Origin of the sequence: Streptomyces erythrochromogenes (assembly GCF_040684695.1) — a bacterium.
Taxonomy (GTDB): Bacteria; Actinomycetota; Actinomycetes; order Streptomycetales; family Streptomycetaceae; genus Streptomyces; species Streptomyces erythrochromogenes_C.
Genome location: NZ_JBFBGM010000002.1, coordinates 574,254 through 586,957, shown reverse-complemented (window position 1 = coordinate 586,957; position 12,704 = coordinate 574,254). Strand labels below are relative to the sequence as shown.

Sequence of the window (12,704 nt, the reverse complement as noted above, 5' to 3'; positions counted from 1 at the left end):
GGCCCGATGGCCATCACCAACACGACCGAGCACACCGTCCCCGCCGACAACGGGGAGGTGAACCTGCTCATCGCGCGACAGGTCGAGCCGGGGCACGAGGAGACGTTCGAGGCCTGGGCCCACGGGATCCTGGAGACGGCCGCCGGTTTTCCCGGCCACCTGGGCTACGGGCTCTTCCGTCCGGCGACCGAGGGCGGGCCGTGGTTCCTGGTGCACCGCTTCCGCAACCAGGCCGCCTTCCAGCGCTGGCAGGACTCCCCGGAGCGGGCCCAGTGGTTCTCCAACTGCCTGGGCCACCACCACACGGAGATAGCCCGGCGGGAACTGCACGGCATGGAGACGTGGTTCGCCAAGCCGGGTACGACCCGGCCCGCGCCGCCGCGGTGGAAGATGGCGATCAGCTCGGGGCTGGCCATCTTCCCGATCTCGCTCGCGGGCAACGCGGTGCTCGGGCCGTACCTGGTGGACCTGCATTTCGTGCTGCGGACAGCCGCCTTCGCCGTCGTCTTCAGCACGCTGATGACCTACGTGGCCATGCCCGCCGTCAGCAGGCTGCTGCGGCCATGGCTCACGCGGGGCTAGTCCCCGGCGGGGCCGGTGACCATCAGACGATCTTGGTGACCTCCAGGGCACCGTCCGCGTACTGCTGGCGGATCACCTTCTTGTCGAACTTGCCGACGCTGGTCTTCGGCACGGCATCGATGATCGTCCAGCGCTCCGGGAGCTGCCACTTGGCAATCGACTGCGAGAGGAACTCGCGCAGTCCCGTGTAGTCCACGGTCGCGCCGGCCTTCAGCACGACGGTCGCCAGCGGCCGCTCGCCCCACTTCTCGTCGGGGACGGCGACCACCGCGGCCTCGGCGACCTCGGGGTGTGCCATCAGCGCGTTCTCCAGCTCGACGCTGGAGATCCACTCACCGCCGGACTTGATGACGTCCTTGGCGCGGTCGGTGAGGGTGAGGTAGCCGTCGGGGCTGATGACGCCGACGTCACCGGTCTTGAGCCATCCGTCGGCGCTGAACTTGTCCTCGGGCTGGAAGGGTTCGCCGGATGCGCCGCCGTAGTAGGCGTTCGCGATCCAGTTGCCGCGTACTTCGAGCTCGCCTGCCGACCGGCCGTCCCAGGACAGCAGGTCGCCGCCGGGGCCGACGAGGCGGGCCTCGACCCCCGCGGGGAAGCGGCCCTGTGTGATCCGGTAGGGCCACTCCTCCTCGGCGCTCAGACCGGCCGGCGGGTGCGCCATGGTGCCCAGCGGGGAGGTCTCCGTCATGCCCCAGGCGTGGCAGACGCGGACCCCGAGCTTGTCGTAGGCCTCCATCAGGGAGGGCGGACAGGCGGCGCCGCCGATGGTGACCTGCTTCATCGAGGTCAGGTCCCGCGGGTTCGCGGTGACCTCGGCCAGCAGCCCCTGCCAGATGGTGGGGACGGCCGCGGCGTGCGAGGGCTTCTCCCGCTCGATCATCTCGGCGAGCGGTGCGGGCTGCAGGAAGCGGTCCGGCATCAGCATGTTGATGCCGGTCATGAAGGTGGCGTGCGGCAGGCCCCAGGCATTCACGTGGAACTGCGGAACCACCACGAGGGTGGTGTCCTTGTCGGTCAGCCCCATCGATTCGGCCATGTTGACCTGCATGGAGTGCAGGTAGAGCGAGCGGTGGGAGTAGACGACGCCCTTGGGGTCCCCGGTCGTGCCGGAGGTGTAGCACATCGCGGCCGCCTGGCGCTCGTCCAGCTCGGGCCAGTCGTAGCTGTCGGAGCGGCCCTCCAGGAGTTCCTCGTACTCGTGCACGCGCACGTTCAGGCCGTCGAGCGCGGAGCGGTCGCCGATGCCGGACACGACGACGTGCTCGACGGTCGGCAGGTGGGGCAGCAGCGGGGCGAGCAGCGGCAACAGCGTGCCGTTGACCAGGACGACCCGGTCGGCGGCGTGGTTGACGATGAAGACCAGCTGCTCCGGGGGGAGCCGCAGGTTCAGCGTGTGCAGGACCGCACCCATGGAGGGAATCGCGAAGTACGCCTCGACGTGCTCGGCGTTGTTCCACATGAGGGTGGCGACTCGCTCGTCCTGCTGCACTCCGAGCTCGTCGCGCAGGGCGCCGGCGAGGCGGGTGGCGCGGAGGCCGATCTCGGCGAAACTGCGTCGGTGCGGCTCGGCCTCCCCGGTCCAGGTCGTGACCTGGGACTTCCCGTGGATCGTCATCCCGTGACGGAGTATGCGGGTGACGAGGAGCGGTACGTCCTGCATGGTGCTGAGCAAAGCGTCCTCCCGGTGAGCGCTGCGGCGCTGCGGCGGCTACGGATGCTGCCGATTCTGCGCACGTACCGCTCGGTCTGTCACTACCCGGGGGTAGAAACCGCTCCGTGTTTCACGTGAAACATCCTCTGGTTTCACGTGAAACACCGCCCGCCTCAGCGGACTGGTGTGAGCTCCGGGTCCTCGCGGAGCTTGCCCAGCGCGCGGGAGACGGCGCTCTTGACCGTGCCGACCGAGACTCCCAGCAGCTCGGCGGTCTGCACCTCGCTCAGGTCCTCGTAGTAGCGCAGGACGACCATGGCCCGCTGCCGGTCGGGCAGCCGGGTGACCGCACGCCACATCGCGTCGCGCAGCGCCTGGGCCTCGGCAGGGTCGGAGGAGGGGGCGCCTTCGGACTCCGGAAGCTCGTCGCACACGAACTCGTCGACCTTGCGCTTGCGCCACTGGGAGGTCCGGGTGTTGACGAGGGTCCGCCGGACGTAGCCGTCCAGGGCGCGGTGGTCCTCGATACGGTCCCAGGCCACGTACGTCTTCGCGAGGGCCGTCTGGAGCAGGTCCTCCGCGTCGCACGGGTTGGCGGTGAGGGAGCGCGCGGTGCGCATCAGGACGGTGCCGCGGGTACGGACGTACGCCGAGAACGACGGGTACGGCGTCGGATTCGAGGCGAGCGTGCACACAGGCGGGGTCATGTCTCCACGCTAGGAGCGCCCGTCATCGCTGGAATCGCCCGCAGGTGCCGATGGGGGATCCATCTCAGGTTGTAGGAGTAGGGCCATCCCCACCCCCTGAAGGTGGAGGGGGCGGGGACCGGGAGGGGACCGGGGTCTCAGCCGTCGGCGCCGAGTATCAGCCCGGACGTCGGCACTCCGGTGCCGGCCGTGACGAGTGCGTGCGAGGCTCCCGCCACCTGGTTGACGGAGGTGCCGCGCAGCTGGCGGACGGCCTCGGCGATGCCGTTCATGCCGTGCAGGTACGCCTCTCCGAGCTGGCCGCCATGGGTGTTGAGCGGGAGCGCGTCCGCGGCCACGAAGTCGGCTGCCTCACCCGGCCCGCAGAAGCCGAACTCCTCCAGCTGCATCAGGACGAAGGGCGTGAAGTGGTCGTAGAGGATGCCGACGTCGATGTCGGAGGGCCGCAGCCCACTGGTGCGCCACAGCTGGCGCGCGACCACGTCCATCTCGGGCAGCCCGGTCAGGTCGTCGCGGTAGAAGGAGGTCATGCCCTCCTGGCGGGGTCCGGCGCCCTGCGCCGCTGCGGTGATCACTGCGGGTGCGTGTCGCAGGGAGCGGGCCCGTTCGGTCGTGGTGACGACGAGGGCCTGGCCGCCGTCGGTCTCCTGACAGCAGTCGAGCAGCCGCAGCGGCTCGACGATCCAGCGCGAGGCGGCGTGGTCGGCGAGGGTGATCGGCTTTCCGTGGAAGTAGGCGGCCGGGTTGTTCGCGGCGTGCCGGCGGTCCGTGACCGCGACGTGCCCGAAGGCCTCCGGGGTGAGGTGGTAGGTGTGCAGGTAGCGCTGGGCGGCCATGGCCACCCAGGAGGCGGGGGTCAGCAGTCCCCAGGGCAGGGACCAGCCCAGCGCCGCGCCTTCCGCCGAGGCCTCGCGCTGCTGGACGCCGGATCCGAAGCGGCGTCCGGAGCGCTCGTTGAACGCGCGGTAGCAGACGACGACCTCCGCGACCCCGGTGGCGACGGCGAGGGCGGCCTGCTGGACGGTGGCACACGCGGCGCCCCCGCCGTAGTGGATGCGTGAGAAGAAGGACAGCTCCCCGATGCCCGCCGCCTGGGCGACGGTGATCTCGGGGCTCGTGTCCATCGTGAAGGTGACCATCCCGTCCACGTCGGCGGGGGCGAGCCCGGCGTCGTCGAGGGCGGCGTGCACGGCTTCGACGGCGAGCTTGAGTTCGCTGCGACCGGAGTCCTTGGAGAACTCGGTCGCACCGATGCCGGCGATCGCGGCCCGGCCGCCGAGCTGGTCGCGGGTGCGGACGCTCATGCCGCCACCTCCGCGGTGACCGTCCCGGACACGTGCCGGCCGATGCCGTTGGCTCCGACGACCCGGATCTCGACGCGGTTGCCGCACACGGCCGTGACGGTGCCCGTGAGGGTCATCGTGTCCCCGGGATAGTTGGGCGCGCCGAGGCGGATGGCCACCTTGCGCAGGACGGCCCGCGGCCCGAGGTGATCGGTGATGTAGCGGCCCACCAGACCGTTGGTGGTGAGGATGTTCATGAAGATGTCCGGGGAGCCCTTCTCCCGCGCGAGCGCCGCGTCGTGGTGCACGTCCTGGTAGTCGCGGGATGCGATCGCGCCCGCGACGATCAGGGTGCGGGTGACCGCGATCTCCAGCGGCGGCAGCGTGTCGCCGACGTTCATGCCTGTTCCCCCTCGGCTATCGAAGCTCCCAGCTCGGCCAGCAGCTCGCTGCCGCAGCCCAGGTACGCGTCCAGCTGGCGCCCCCACAGGAAGTGCCGGTGGACGGGATGGTCCAGGTCGGCGCCCATGCCTCCGTGCAGGTGCTGGCCCGCGTGCACGACGCGCTTGCCCGCCTCGGAGGCCCACCAGGCCGCCGTGAGCGCGTGCTCGTGCGCCGCGAGCCCCCGGTCGATGCGCCAGGCCGCTTCGTACGCGGTCACCCGGATCGCCTCGGTGTCCATGTACGCGTCGGCGGCGCGCAGCATGACCCCCTGGTTGGTGGAGAGGGGCCGGCCGAACTGCTCACGGGTGGAGGTGTACTCCACCGCGCGGGCGAGCGACCCCGCGCAGACGCCCGCCTGGAGCCCGGCGAAGGCGGTGCGCGCGGAGGCGAGGGTGTGCTCGTAGGCGCCGTCGGAGCCGATGCGTTCGGCGGCGGCCCCGCTCAGGACCAGCCGGCCCGCCGCCCAGGGGGCGGTGGTCTCGATGGGGGACGTCCGCACGCCGGGCGCGTCGGTCCGTACCAGCCACAGGTCCCGCTCGGCGTCGGGGACCAGCACGTGCGTGGCGTCACGCAGCCAGGGGACGGTGGGGGCGGTCCCGGTGAGCCGGCCGCCCTCGGCGGTGATCCGACCGCGGGCCGGGAAGGCTCCGGTGGCCACCGCGTCCCCGCTGCCGAGCGCGGGCAGCAGGCGGGCGCGCTGCTGCGGACTGCCGTGGGCGGCCACCGGGAGGATCCCGTACGTGCAGGTGGCGGCGTAGGGGACCTGGGCGGTGGTGCGGCCCTGCTCCTCCAGCAGCAGGACCAGTCCGAGCAGGCCGATCTCCTCGACGGCGGCCGTGAGCCCGGCCGCGGTGAGGGCCTTCCAGAGTTCGGCATCGCTGCCGGTACCGGCAGCGGCGAGCCGTTCGTGGGTGGCGAGGTCGGAGAAGATCCGGGCGGCGAGACCGGCCGCGGCGGCCTGTTCCTCGGTGGGGCGGAAGTCCATCAGCCCTCGCTCCCGCGGAAGACGGGGAGTTCGAGGTCGTCGTCGACGCGCAGGAACTCCAGCTGGACAGGTAGGCCGATGCGCACCTTGTCGTACGGGACACCGGTGATGTTGCTGATCATGCGGACCCCTTCGGCGAGTTCGACGAGCGCGACCGCGTAGGGCGGGTCGAAGGCCGGGAAGGGCGGGTGGTGCATGACGACGTAGCTGAACACGGTGCCGGTACCGGAAGCCTCGACCGTGTCCCAGTCGGGGCTCCCGCAGGTGTTGCAGCCGGGGAGCCAGGGGAAGCGGAGGGTGGTGCAGGAGGTGCAGCGCTGGATCAGCAGCCGGTGCTCCCGGACACCGTCCCAGAATCCCTGGTTGTCGCGGTTCACCACGGGGCGGGGGCGCTGCGCCGCGGTCTTCGTCCGGGGCGCGGCCTCCTTCGCCGGCCGGGCGGCGGGCGCGTACTTCAGGATGCGGAAGCGGTGGGTGCCGGCGGGTTCCCCGCCGGCCCTGATGTCCATGCGGGTCGTCACGAAGTGGCCGGTGCCCAGCTTGGTCGTCTTGCGCGGCGACACGGACTCGATGACGGCGTCGAAGGTGACCTCGTCGCCGGGGCGCAGCGGACGGAGGTACTCCTGTTCGCAGTCGGTGGCCACCACGGAGGTGAATCCGGCGTCGTCGAGGAGCGCGAAGAGCTCGTCGTAGGCGGAGGAGCGGTCGGTGTGGCCGGAGAGCCCGCCCATGGTCCAGGCCTGGAGCATGGTGGGCGGTGCGATGGCGTCCGGCCCGGTGTAAGCGGGGTTGGCGTCGCCCATCGCCTCGCACCAGTGGCGGATCATCGGCTCGTTGACCGGGTCCTTGCCCCGGCCTGCGGTGGCGGCCGGGGCGCCCTCGAAGGCCGCCAGCAGCGCGTGGAACCGAGCCGCCTCCCCGGCCGTACCGATCGCGTCCGCCGTCATCGCTTCCTCCCCTTCATGCCGAGCCGCATCATGGCGACGATCTCCCGCTGGACCTCGCTCACTCCGCCGCCGAAGGTGTTGATCTGCGCGGCCCGGTTCATCCGTTCGAGCTCACCGCCCGCGAAGGCCGCGGGCCCCCGTACCAGCGCCTCCTCGCCCACCACCTCCTGGCACATCCGGTACACCTCGACGGCCGACTCGGTGCCGAGGAACTTCACACCGCTGGCGTCGCCGGGCGCCAGGCCGCCGCTGCCCACGTCCTGGACGAGACGCCAGTTGAGGAGGCGTACGGCGGCCAGCCTGGCGTGGGCCTCGGCGAGGCGGGACCGCACCCACGGAAGGTCGGCAGGCCGCTCTGCGGTGGCCGGGTCGGGGGTGCGGGCGTGGTGGAGGGCGCGCTCGTAGAAGTCCTCGGCCTGCATGCCGATGGCGGCGAGGGCCACGCGCTCGTGGTTGAGCTGGTTGGTGATCAGTCCCCAGCCGCCGTGCTCGGGGCCGACGAGGTTGCCGGCCGGTACGCGGACGGAGTCGTAGTACGTCGCCGTGGTCGTGAGCCCGCCGACGGTGTCGATCGGGGTCCACGAGAAACCGGGGTCGTCGGTGGGCACGAGGACGATCGAGATGCCCTTGTGCTTCGGGGCCTCGGGGTCGGTGCGGCAGGCGAGCCAGATCCAGTCCGCGTTCTGGGCGTTGGAGGTGAAGATCTTCTGCCCGTCGATCAGCCAGTCGGCTCCGTCGCGGACCGCCCGGGTGCGCAGGGAGGCGAGGTCGGTGCCGGCCTCGGGCTCGGAGTAGCCGATGGCGAAGACGATCTCGCCCGCGAGGATCCGGGGGAGGAAGTAGTCCTTCTGTTCCTCGGTCCCGTACTTCATCAAGGTCGGGCCGACGGTGTTCAGGGTGACCATGGAGACGGGGGCGCCGGCCCGATAGGCCTCGTCGAAGAAGACGAACTGCTCGTCCGCGCCGCGGCCCTGCCCGCCGTACTCGACGGGCCAGCCGAGCCCGAGCAGCCCGTCGGCGCCGATGCGGCGCAGCAGTCGGCGCTGGTCGGCCGGGTCCTCGGGGACCCCGTCGGGCAGCAGTTCCTTGAAGTACGCGCGCAGTTCGGCACGGAGCCGCAACTGGCCTTCGGTCGGGGCGAGGTGCACGGCGCAGGCCTCCCGGCGTCCACATCATCGAGATAACTGACTGTCCGTCAGATCTGCCCGTGGTGTCAAGGTCGGAAAGGGAGCCGGACGCGCGAGGGCGCCTGCGCTACCGGACCCCAGCCGGTCCGGTCGCACAGACGCCCTCAGGATGCGGAGCGGCTGGTGCCGCTGCTACCACCAGGGGTGGAAGTTGAGTGCCACGTTCGAGTTGCCCTGGTTGATCGCGGTGAAGGCCGAACCGTTGACCTGCGCGGTGTTGTTCTGGTTGGAGGCACCGGAGCCGGTGGCCACCTGCTGCGAGGTGGACGAGTTGCCGTTGTTGTCGCCACCCACGCCACTGCCGATGATGTCGGCGACGCTCGCATTCGATCCGTCGTTCGCGAAGGCGCCGTTGTCGGCCGATGCCACCCCGCCGAAGAGCGCGACGGCGAGGGGAAGGGCGGCGACAGCGGCGATGGCGCGGGCGGTACGGATGCTTGCCATGTCTTCATTCCTCCAGAAAAACGAAGTGGGAATTACTCCAAGGCAGTTGGCCGACCGCCTCGGTCGTTCCGTTGTGCTGACGACGTCGCGAGACCAGAGTTGCCCACCGAATCCCCGGCGAACCACCCCGGAGTCCCCGAATCCCCCGCAAGTATGACCAACACCGGATAAACCCATTCACGCCCCCTGAGGGCCCAGGTCAGCACCCTGAAACCGGCTGAATCCCGCCCCGCGCAAGAGAGGAAGCGTTCCGCCAAACCGCCGGGCCCGGACATGCCGAAGAGGGCCGCGCCGTCCGGGAACCCCACCGTCTCCCGGGCCTGCGGCCCTGCAATGCCAAGCTCCACGCCCCCTGCACGCTCCCCGGCGCACGCCGGGGTGATCCATCCGTGCCCCGCTGCCGGGGCACCGCACGACGCGATCCGCGGTCACGACCGACCGGGCTCCAGCGCCTGCCTACGTTCCTGCTTCCGCGTACCTGCTACTGCCCGCGCACCTGCTGCTTCCGCCTCTTCCGATCCCGCTTCTTCTTCTGCTTCTTCTTCTGCTGCTGCTTCTACTTCTGCTGCTTCTACTTCTGTCTCTGCTGCTGTCCACGTGCCCTGCTTCTGCCTGCGGTCCCGCTTCGTCCTGCCCGTCCGTGCGGGCTACGCGGCGAGTGCCAGCGTCTCGCGGGTGGCGCGGGCGGCGCGTCCGACGCGGGAAGCATGGGGGGCACGAGGGGCACGGGGGGCAGGCACCGCGGAAGGGGTCAGGACGCGAGCGGCGGTTCCCGGAGCGGCGCCCATGGCAGCGGCGGTGGTCGAGCGACGGACACCGGGGGTCTTGCCGTGAGCCTCGGCCCGGATGCGCTGCTTCAGGGTCGGCGGCAGCGAACCGCCCCGCATCATCTCCCTCCAACTCCTCGGGGCCGTGACGGCCGGCCGGCGCACGGGGGCGGCGGCGACGGCGGCCGCAGTCGCGCCACCGGCGGTGGAGGCGGCAGCGGCCGGAGCCACCTTGCCGCCGAAGCCGAGGGAGGAGAGGACAGCCACGAGGGCGGCCAGGACCGAGGTCCAGATCGACGTGAGGATGTTGCGGTGAGCCATGACGGAGTGCCTCGATTCGCTTTGTTCCGACGGGCGGATCTGAATACATTCGTCATGATGTGGGGGCAACTGCACTGCGCTCATCACACGCGCCGATCTTCCGACAAACACCACCCGGAAGGATCAATCTGACTTTTCAGCCCACCTCGCGGCCTCTGGCGGTCGGTCCTCCGGAGCCGCATGGGCCCAGGTCAGGCCCGGGCCACCGCCCCGGCACACCGGTTGCCGACCCGCAAGCCGGGAATCGAACCGCGCGCCTTACCCCGACGGAGCGCCCGGCCGGCCGGGTACCGAGAAAGGCCCCTGACCGTCCTATCGGTACGCGCCCGTCGACAGCGGGATACGGGGCCCATCAAGGCGAGCCGGGCTGAGCAGCGAGGGCGGGCACCCGGTTCGGGTACCCGCCCTCTGAACTGCTACTTCTGCGACCTGCAAGCGGTGGGTGTGGGATTTGAACCCACGGTGACTCGCGCCACGACGGTTTTCAAGACCGTTCCCTTAGGCCGCTCGGGCAACCCACCTGGCCGGTACAGAGTACCGGCCAGGTGGGGGTGGCGGGGCGACTGCCGGATCAGGAGACCTGTGCCTTGTCGTAGGCCGCCTTCGCCTCGTTGCCGAGGTACGGGCCGTACATGCGGTTCGGCAGGAAGGTGTAGCCGAAGCTGTTCACCGAAACCTGGGTGCCCAGGCCCGTGGCCTCGTTGAAGTCCTGGAACCAGGGGCCGCCGCTGGAGCCGCCGGTCATGTTGCAGCCCAGGCTGTGGTCCTTGGTGAGCAGGAAGTCCTTACCGCTGTTGCCGCTGCAGTAGACCAGCTTCGTTCCGTCGTACGGGGCCGCCGCGGGGAAGCCGAAGGAGTACATCCGCTTGTTGTAGCCCCCGTTGAAGAGGACTCCCTGCGCGCCGACCGCCTGGCTGAGGGTCTGGCCGTTCAGCGGGGCGACGACGGCCAGGCCGACGTCCATGTTCATGTCCTCGCTCGCCGCCCACTGGTCGGTGGCGAAGGTCTTGGTGGCCGACCACTGGCCGTAGGGCGCGGACCCGTTGTTGTATGCGGGCACGAAGACCCAGTTCGTGTGCCAGGCCCCCTGGTACTTCACGCAGTGGCCGGCCGTCATGACCGTGCTGCCGTTGGCGCTCGTGATCGAGTTGCCCGAACAGGAGGCAGTGCGGCTGCCCATCGTGAAGAAGACCCGGCCCGAGGTCTTCACGACCGCGCCGCTGCCCGTCCAGGCCCCGCCCGCCTGGGGGAACGCCGTCGGCGACACCGCGGAGGCGGCAGCCGTCGGGGCGATGGCGGTGGGGGTGGCGGAGGTGGCCACCGCGGTACGGGCAGCGCCGGGGACCGCCGTCACATCGAGCGGGGTGGCTGCCCGCATCCGCTCCGCGGTCCAGAAGCCCTGGGTGTGCTGCGGGCGGAAGGACGTCGGGGCGTCCGCAGCGATCGAGGGGGTGGCCGCCGTCAGGACGCCCGCGACCAGGGCGCCCGCCGAGAGCAGGACGGACAAGGCCGTGCGATGACGATTCACGCATGACTCCTTCTGCCGTGCCCGGACCGGTGGGAGCCGGGCAGGGTGGGGGTGAAGAGCGGTCGGTGCGGATCGGCTGTGCGTGGTGCGTCGTACGTGGTGCGGCTTGCCGGGGCAGAGTGGCACGGCCCCGCGTCAATGTCAGCGGGCAGTCAGAACGTTCGGTCGGTTCCGGCCAGGATTTGGCCAACTCCCGGCCGTTGCTGCGTCATACGGTGAGCATCACGCCCGCGTACGAGACTCCGGCGACGACCACCCAGGCGCCCAGTCCCAGCGCTGCCGCGCGCCCCCCGGTCCGGGCCAGCGTCGGCAGATGGACCGCGCTCCCCAGCCCGAACAGGGCCGCGGCCAGCAGTGCCTCCTGCGCGGTGTGCGACCACTCCAGCACGACGTCGGGCAGCACGCCGGTGGCGCGCAGCGCGGCCGCGGCCAGGAACCCGGCCACGAACAGCGGCACCGGGGCCGGCCTCCGCCCCGAGGGGGTACGCGCTCCGCGCCGCCGGGCCCGTACCGAGAAGGCGACCGCCGCCACCAGAGGAGCGAGCAGGGCCACCCTCATCAGCTTGACCAGTACCGCCTCGCCCAGGGCGTCCGGGCCCGCGGTCTGCGCGGTCGCCACGACCTGCCCGACGTCGTGGACACCGGCGCCGACCCACCTCCCGAAGGCCGGGTCGGAGAGCGTCAACGGGTCCTGGAGGAGGGGCAGTACGGCTATGGCGAGCGTCCCGCACAGGGTGACCAGTGCCACCGAGGCCGCCACGTCCTCCTCGTCGCTGCCCGAGACCTGGCTCACCGCGCCGATCGCCGAGGCGCCGCAGATCGAGTACCCGGTGGCGATCAGCAGCGGCTGGTCGCCCGGGAGTCCCAGACGCCGGCCCAGCCAGAGGGTGCCGAAGAACGTCGCCGCGACCACTGCGACCACCATGGCCACCGTGGCCCAGCCCAGCCGGAGCACCTGGTCCAGCCCCAGGCCGAGGCCGAGCAGGACGATCCCGATGCGCATGAGCCGCCGGCCGGCCAGCGAGAGCCCCGCGCGCCCGGCTCCCCGCACGAAGGTCCGCGGTCCGGGGAGGTGCGCCACCGCGATGCCCAGCACAACGGACGCGGTCAGCATCGGTACGGCCGGTATGAGGCGGTGGACGCACCAGGCGACCGTGGCTCCACCCACCGCCAGCGCCAACCCGGGCCAGGGAGTGGATGTTTCACGTGAAACATGCCGAACCGCTACGCCCTGAGGGCGATGGAGGAGGGCCATCAGTCGACCGGGAGCTTGTAGACGCGGCGGATGCTGGTCCCCAGCCGGGACACGTCGGCGCCGTACACGTGCACCGATATGGCTTTTGTCGCACAGGAGTTGCGCACCTTGTGGATGTCCCCGGGCGGCGCGAATCCGCAGACGTCGCCCTGTCCGTTGACCACGTCCTCCGTCGCCACCAGGCGGGCGGGACCGATGCCGGGTGCGAGGCGGAATCGGCGTTCGCTCTCCTCGCCCTGGTGCACACCGGCCACGCACCACGACACGTGGTCGTGGATGCAGGTCTCCTGTCCGGGCAGCCACACCAGCGCCACCACGGAGAAACTGCCGTCCGGCTCCGCGTGCAGGATGTGCTGCCGGTAGCGCTCGGGGTCGCCCTCCTGCTGTGTCGGCGTCAGCAGGTCGGGCGTCCCCAGGTGCGGGGCGAGCCTTTCGCCCACGAGGTAGGCGGTGAGGTCGGGAGCCAGTCCCCGCTCCACGACCGAGCGGATCTCACTGACGAGGGCGGCCATCCTCGCGGTGGTGCGGGCCGGTGTGGTGGTGGTCATACGGGCAGCGTGCGGGCGCCGTTCCATCGCGTCCAACGACAGTTGTGACCTGAAA

13 protein-coding genes and 1 tRNA gene are annotated in these 12,704 nt (G+C 71.0%); 1 reads left to right on the top strand and 13 read right to left on the bottom strand.

What is annotated here, in order from left to right:
* Positions 1 to 6 precede the first annotated feature (6 nt).
* Positions 7 to 582 (top strand): antibiotic biosynthesis monooxygenase, encoded by a 576-nt coding sequence (locus AB0O53_RS06730; protein WP_350990553.1) that lies wholly within the window; start codon positions 7 to 9, stop codon positions 580 to 582.
* A gap of 22 nt (positions 583 to 604) precedes the next feature.
* Here the strand turns inward: AB0O53_RS06730 and AB0O53_RS06725 are convergent, their stop codons facing one another.
* The 13 genes from AB0O53_RS06725 to AB0O53_RS06665 all read right to left on the bottom strand — a co-directional run bounded on the left by AB0O53_RS06725 (position 605) and on the right by AB0O53_RS06665 (position 12,649).
* Positions 605 to 2,254, bottom strand: a complete 1,650-nt coding sequence (locus AB0O53_RS06725; RefSeq protein WP_365193574.1) for a long-chain fatty acid--CoA ligase — start codon at positions 2,252 to 2,254, stop codon at positions 605 to 607.
* Between the two features lie 152 nt (positions 2,255 to 2,406).
* Positions 2,407 to 2,940, bottom strand: a complete 534-nt coding sequence (locus tag AB0O53_RS06720) for a SigE family RNA polymerase sigma factor (protein ID WP_350990549.1) — start codon at positions 2,938 to 2,940, stop codon at positions 2,407 to 2,409.
* Between the two features lie 137 nt (positions 2,941 to 3,077).
* Positions 3,078 to 4,244, bottom strand: a complete 1,167-nt coding sequence (locus tag AB0O53_RS06715) for a lipid-transfer protein (protein ID WP_350990547.1) — start codon at positions 4,242 to 4,244, stop codon at positions 3,078 to 3,080.
* Positions 4,241 to 4,624, bottom strand: coding sequence for a MaoC family dehydratase (locus tag AB0O53_RS06710; protein ID WP_350990545.1), 384 nt, complete (start codon positions 4,622 to 4,624; stop codon positions 4,241 to 4,243). Before AB0O53_RS06710 ends, AB0O53_RS06715 begins: the two co-directional genes overlap by 4 nt.
* A complete protein-coding gene (locus AB0O53_RS06705; protein ID WP_350990543.1) occupies positions 4,621 to 5,652 on the bottom strand; it encodes an acyl-CoA dehydrogenase family protein in 1,032 nt (343 codons plus the stop codon). Before AB0O53_RS06705 ends, AB0O53_RS06710 begins: the two co-directional genes overlap by 4 nt.
* Entirely contained in the window at positions 5,652 to 6,599 is a 948-nt protein-coding gene (locus AB0O53_RS06700) for a bifunctional MaoC family dehydratase N-terminal/OB-fold nucleic acid binding domain-containing protein (protein ID WP_350990541.1), read from the bottom strand. The genes AB0O53_RS06705 and AB0O53_RS06700 overlap by 1 nt, the downstream gene beginning before the upstream one ends.
* Positions 6,596 to 7,747: an acyl-CoA dehydrogenase family protein gene (locus tag AB0O53_RS06695; protein WP_350990539.1), complete on the bottom strand. Its 1,152-nt coding sequence runs from the start codon at positions 7,745 to 7,747 to the stop codon at positions 6,596 to 6,598. Before AB0O53_RS06695 ends, AB0O53_RS06700 begins: the two co-directional genes overlap by 4 nt.
* 171 nt (positions 7,748 to 7,918) lie before the next feature.
* The gene (locus AB0O53_RS06690; protein WP_350990537.1) at positions 7,919 to 8,230 is read right to left on the bottom strand and encodes a hypothetical protein; all 312 of its coding nucleotides are present in this window, start codon (positions 8,228 to 8,230) and stop codon (positions 7,919 to 7,921) included.
* Positions 8,231 to 8,877: 647 nt separating this feature from the next.
* Positions 8,878 to 9,318 (bottom strand): DUF6344 domain-containing protein, encoded by a 441-nt coding sequence (locus AB0O53_RS06685; RefSeq protein WP_350990535.1) that lies wholly within the window; start codon positions 9,316 to 9,318, stop codon positions 8,878 to 8,880.
* A 436-nt stretch (positions 9,319 to 9,754) separates the two neighbouring features.
* Positions 9,755 to 9,839: transfer RNA gene (locus AB0O53_RS06680), tRNA-Ser, on the bottom strand.
* Positions 9,840 to 9,889: 50 nt separating this feature from the next.
* Entirely contained in the window at positions 9,890 to 10,846 is a 957-nt protein-coding gene (locus AB0O53_RS06675) for a trypsin-like serine peptidase (RefSeq protein ID WP_350990533.1), read from the bottom strand.
* Between the two features lie 208 nt (positions 10,847 to 11,054).
* Positions 11,055 to 12,101, bottom strand: coding sequence for a YeiH family protein (locus tag AB0O53_RS06670; protein WP_365193567.1), 1,047 nt, complete (start codon positions 12,099 to 12,101; stop codon positions 11,055 to 11,057).
* On the bottom strand, positions 12,101 to 12,649 hold the full coding sequence (locus AB0O53_RS06665; RefSeq protein ID WP_350990529.1) for a cysteine dioxygenase family protein: 549 nt from the start codon (positions 12,647 to 12,649) through the stop codon (positions 12,101 to 12,103). Before AB0O53_RS06665 ends, AB0O53_RS06670 begins: the two co-directional genes overlap by 1 nt.
* Between the last annotated feature and the right edge of the window lie 55 nt (positions 12,650 to 12,704).

Excerpts from the sequence above, each read along its gene's own strand:
- AB0O53_RS06670 (WP_365193567.1), bottom strand. The coding sequence starts at position 12,101 with ATGGCCCTCCTCCATCGCCCTCAGGGCGTAGCGGTTCGGCATGTTTCA.
- AB0O53_RS06715 (WP_350990547.1), bottom strand. The coding sequence starts at position 4,244 with ATGAGCGTCCGCACCCGCGACCAGCTCGGCGGCCGGGCCGCGATCGCC.
- AB0O53_RS06700 (WP_350990541.1), bottom strand. The coding sequence starts at position 6,599 with ATGACGGCGGACGCGATCGGTACGGCCGGGGAGGCGGCTCGGTTCCAC.
- AB0O53_RS06730 (WP_350990553.1), top strand. The coding sequence starts at position 7 with ATGGCCATCACCAACACGACCGAGCACACCGTCCCCGCCGACAACGGG.
- AB0O53_RS06710 (WP_350990545.1), bottom strand. The coding sequence starts at position 4,624 with ATGAACGTCGGCGACACGCTGCCGCCGCTGGAGATCGCGGTCACCCGC.
- AB0O53_RS06705 (WP_350990543.1), bottom strand. The coding sequence starts at position 5,652 with ATGGACTTCCGCCCCACCGAGGAACAGGCCGCCGCGGCCGGTCTCGCC.
- AB0O53_RS06690 (WP_350990537.1), bottom strand. The coding sequence starts at position 8,230 with ATGGCAAGCATCCGTACCGCCCGCGCCATCGCCGCTGTCGCCGCCCTT.
- AB0O53_RS06685 (WP_350990535.1), bottom strand. The coding sequence starts at position 9,318 with ATGGCTCACCGCAACATCCTCACGTCGATCTGGACCTCGGTCCTGGCC.
- AB0O53_RS06720 (WP_350990549.1), bottom strand. The coding sequence starts at position 2,940 with ATGACCCCGCCTGTGTGCACGCTCGCCTCGAATCCGACGCCGTACCCG.
- AB0O53_RS06665 (WP_350990529.1), bottom strand. The coding sequence starts at position 12,649 with ATGACCACCACCACACCGGCCCGCACCACCGCGAGGATGGCCGCCCTC.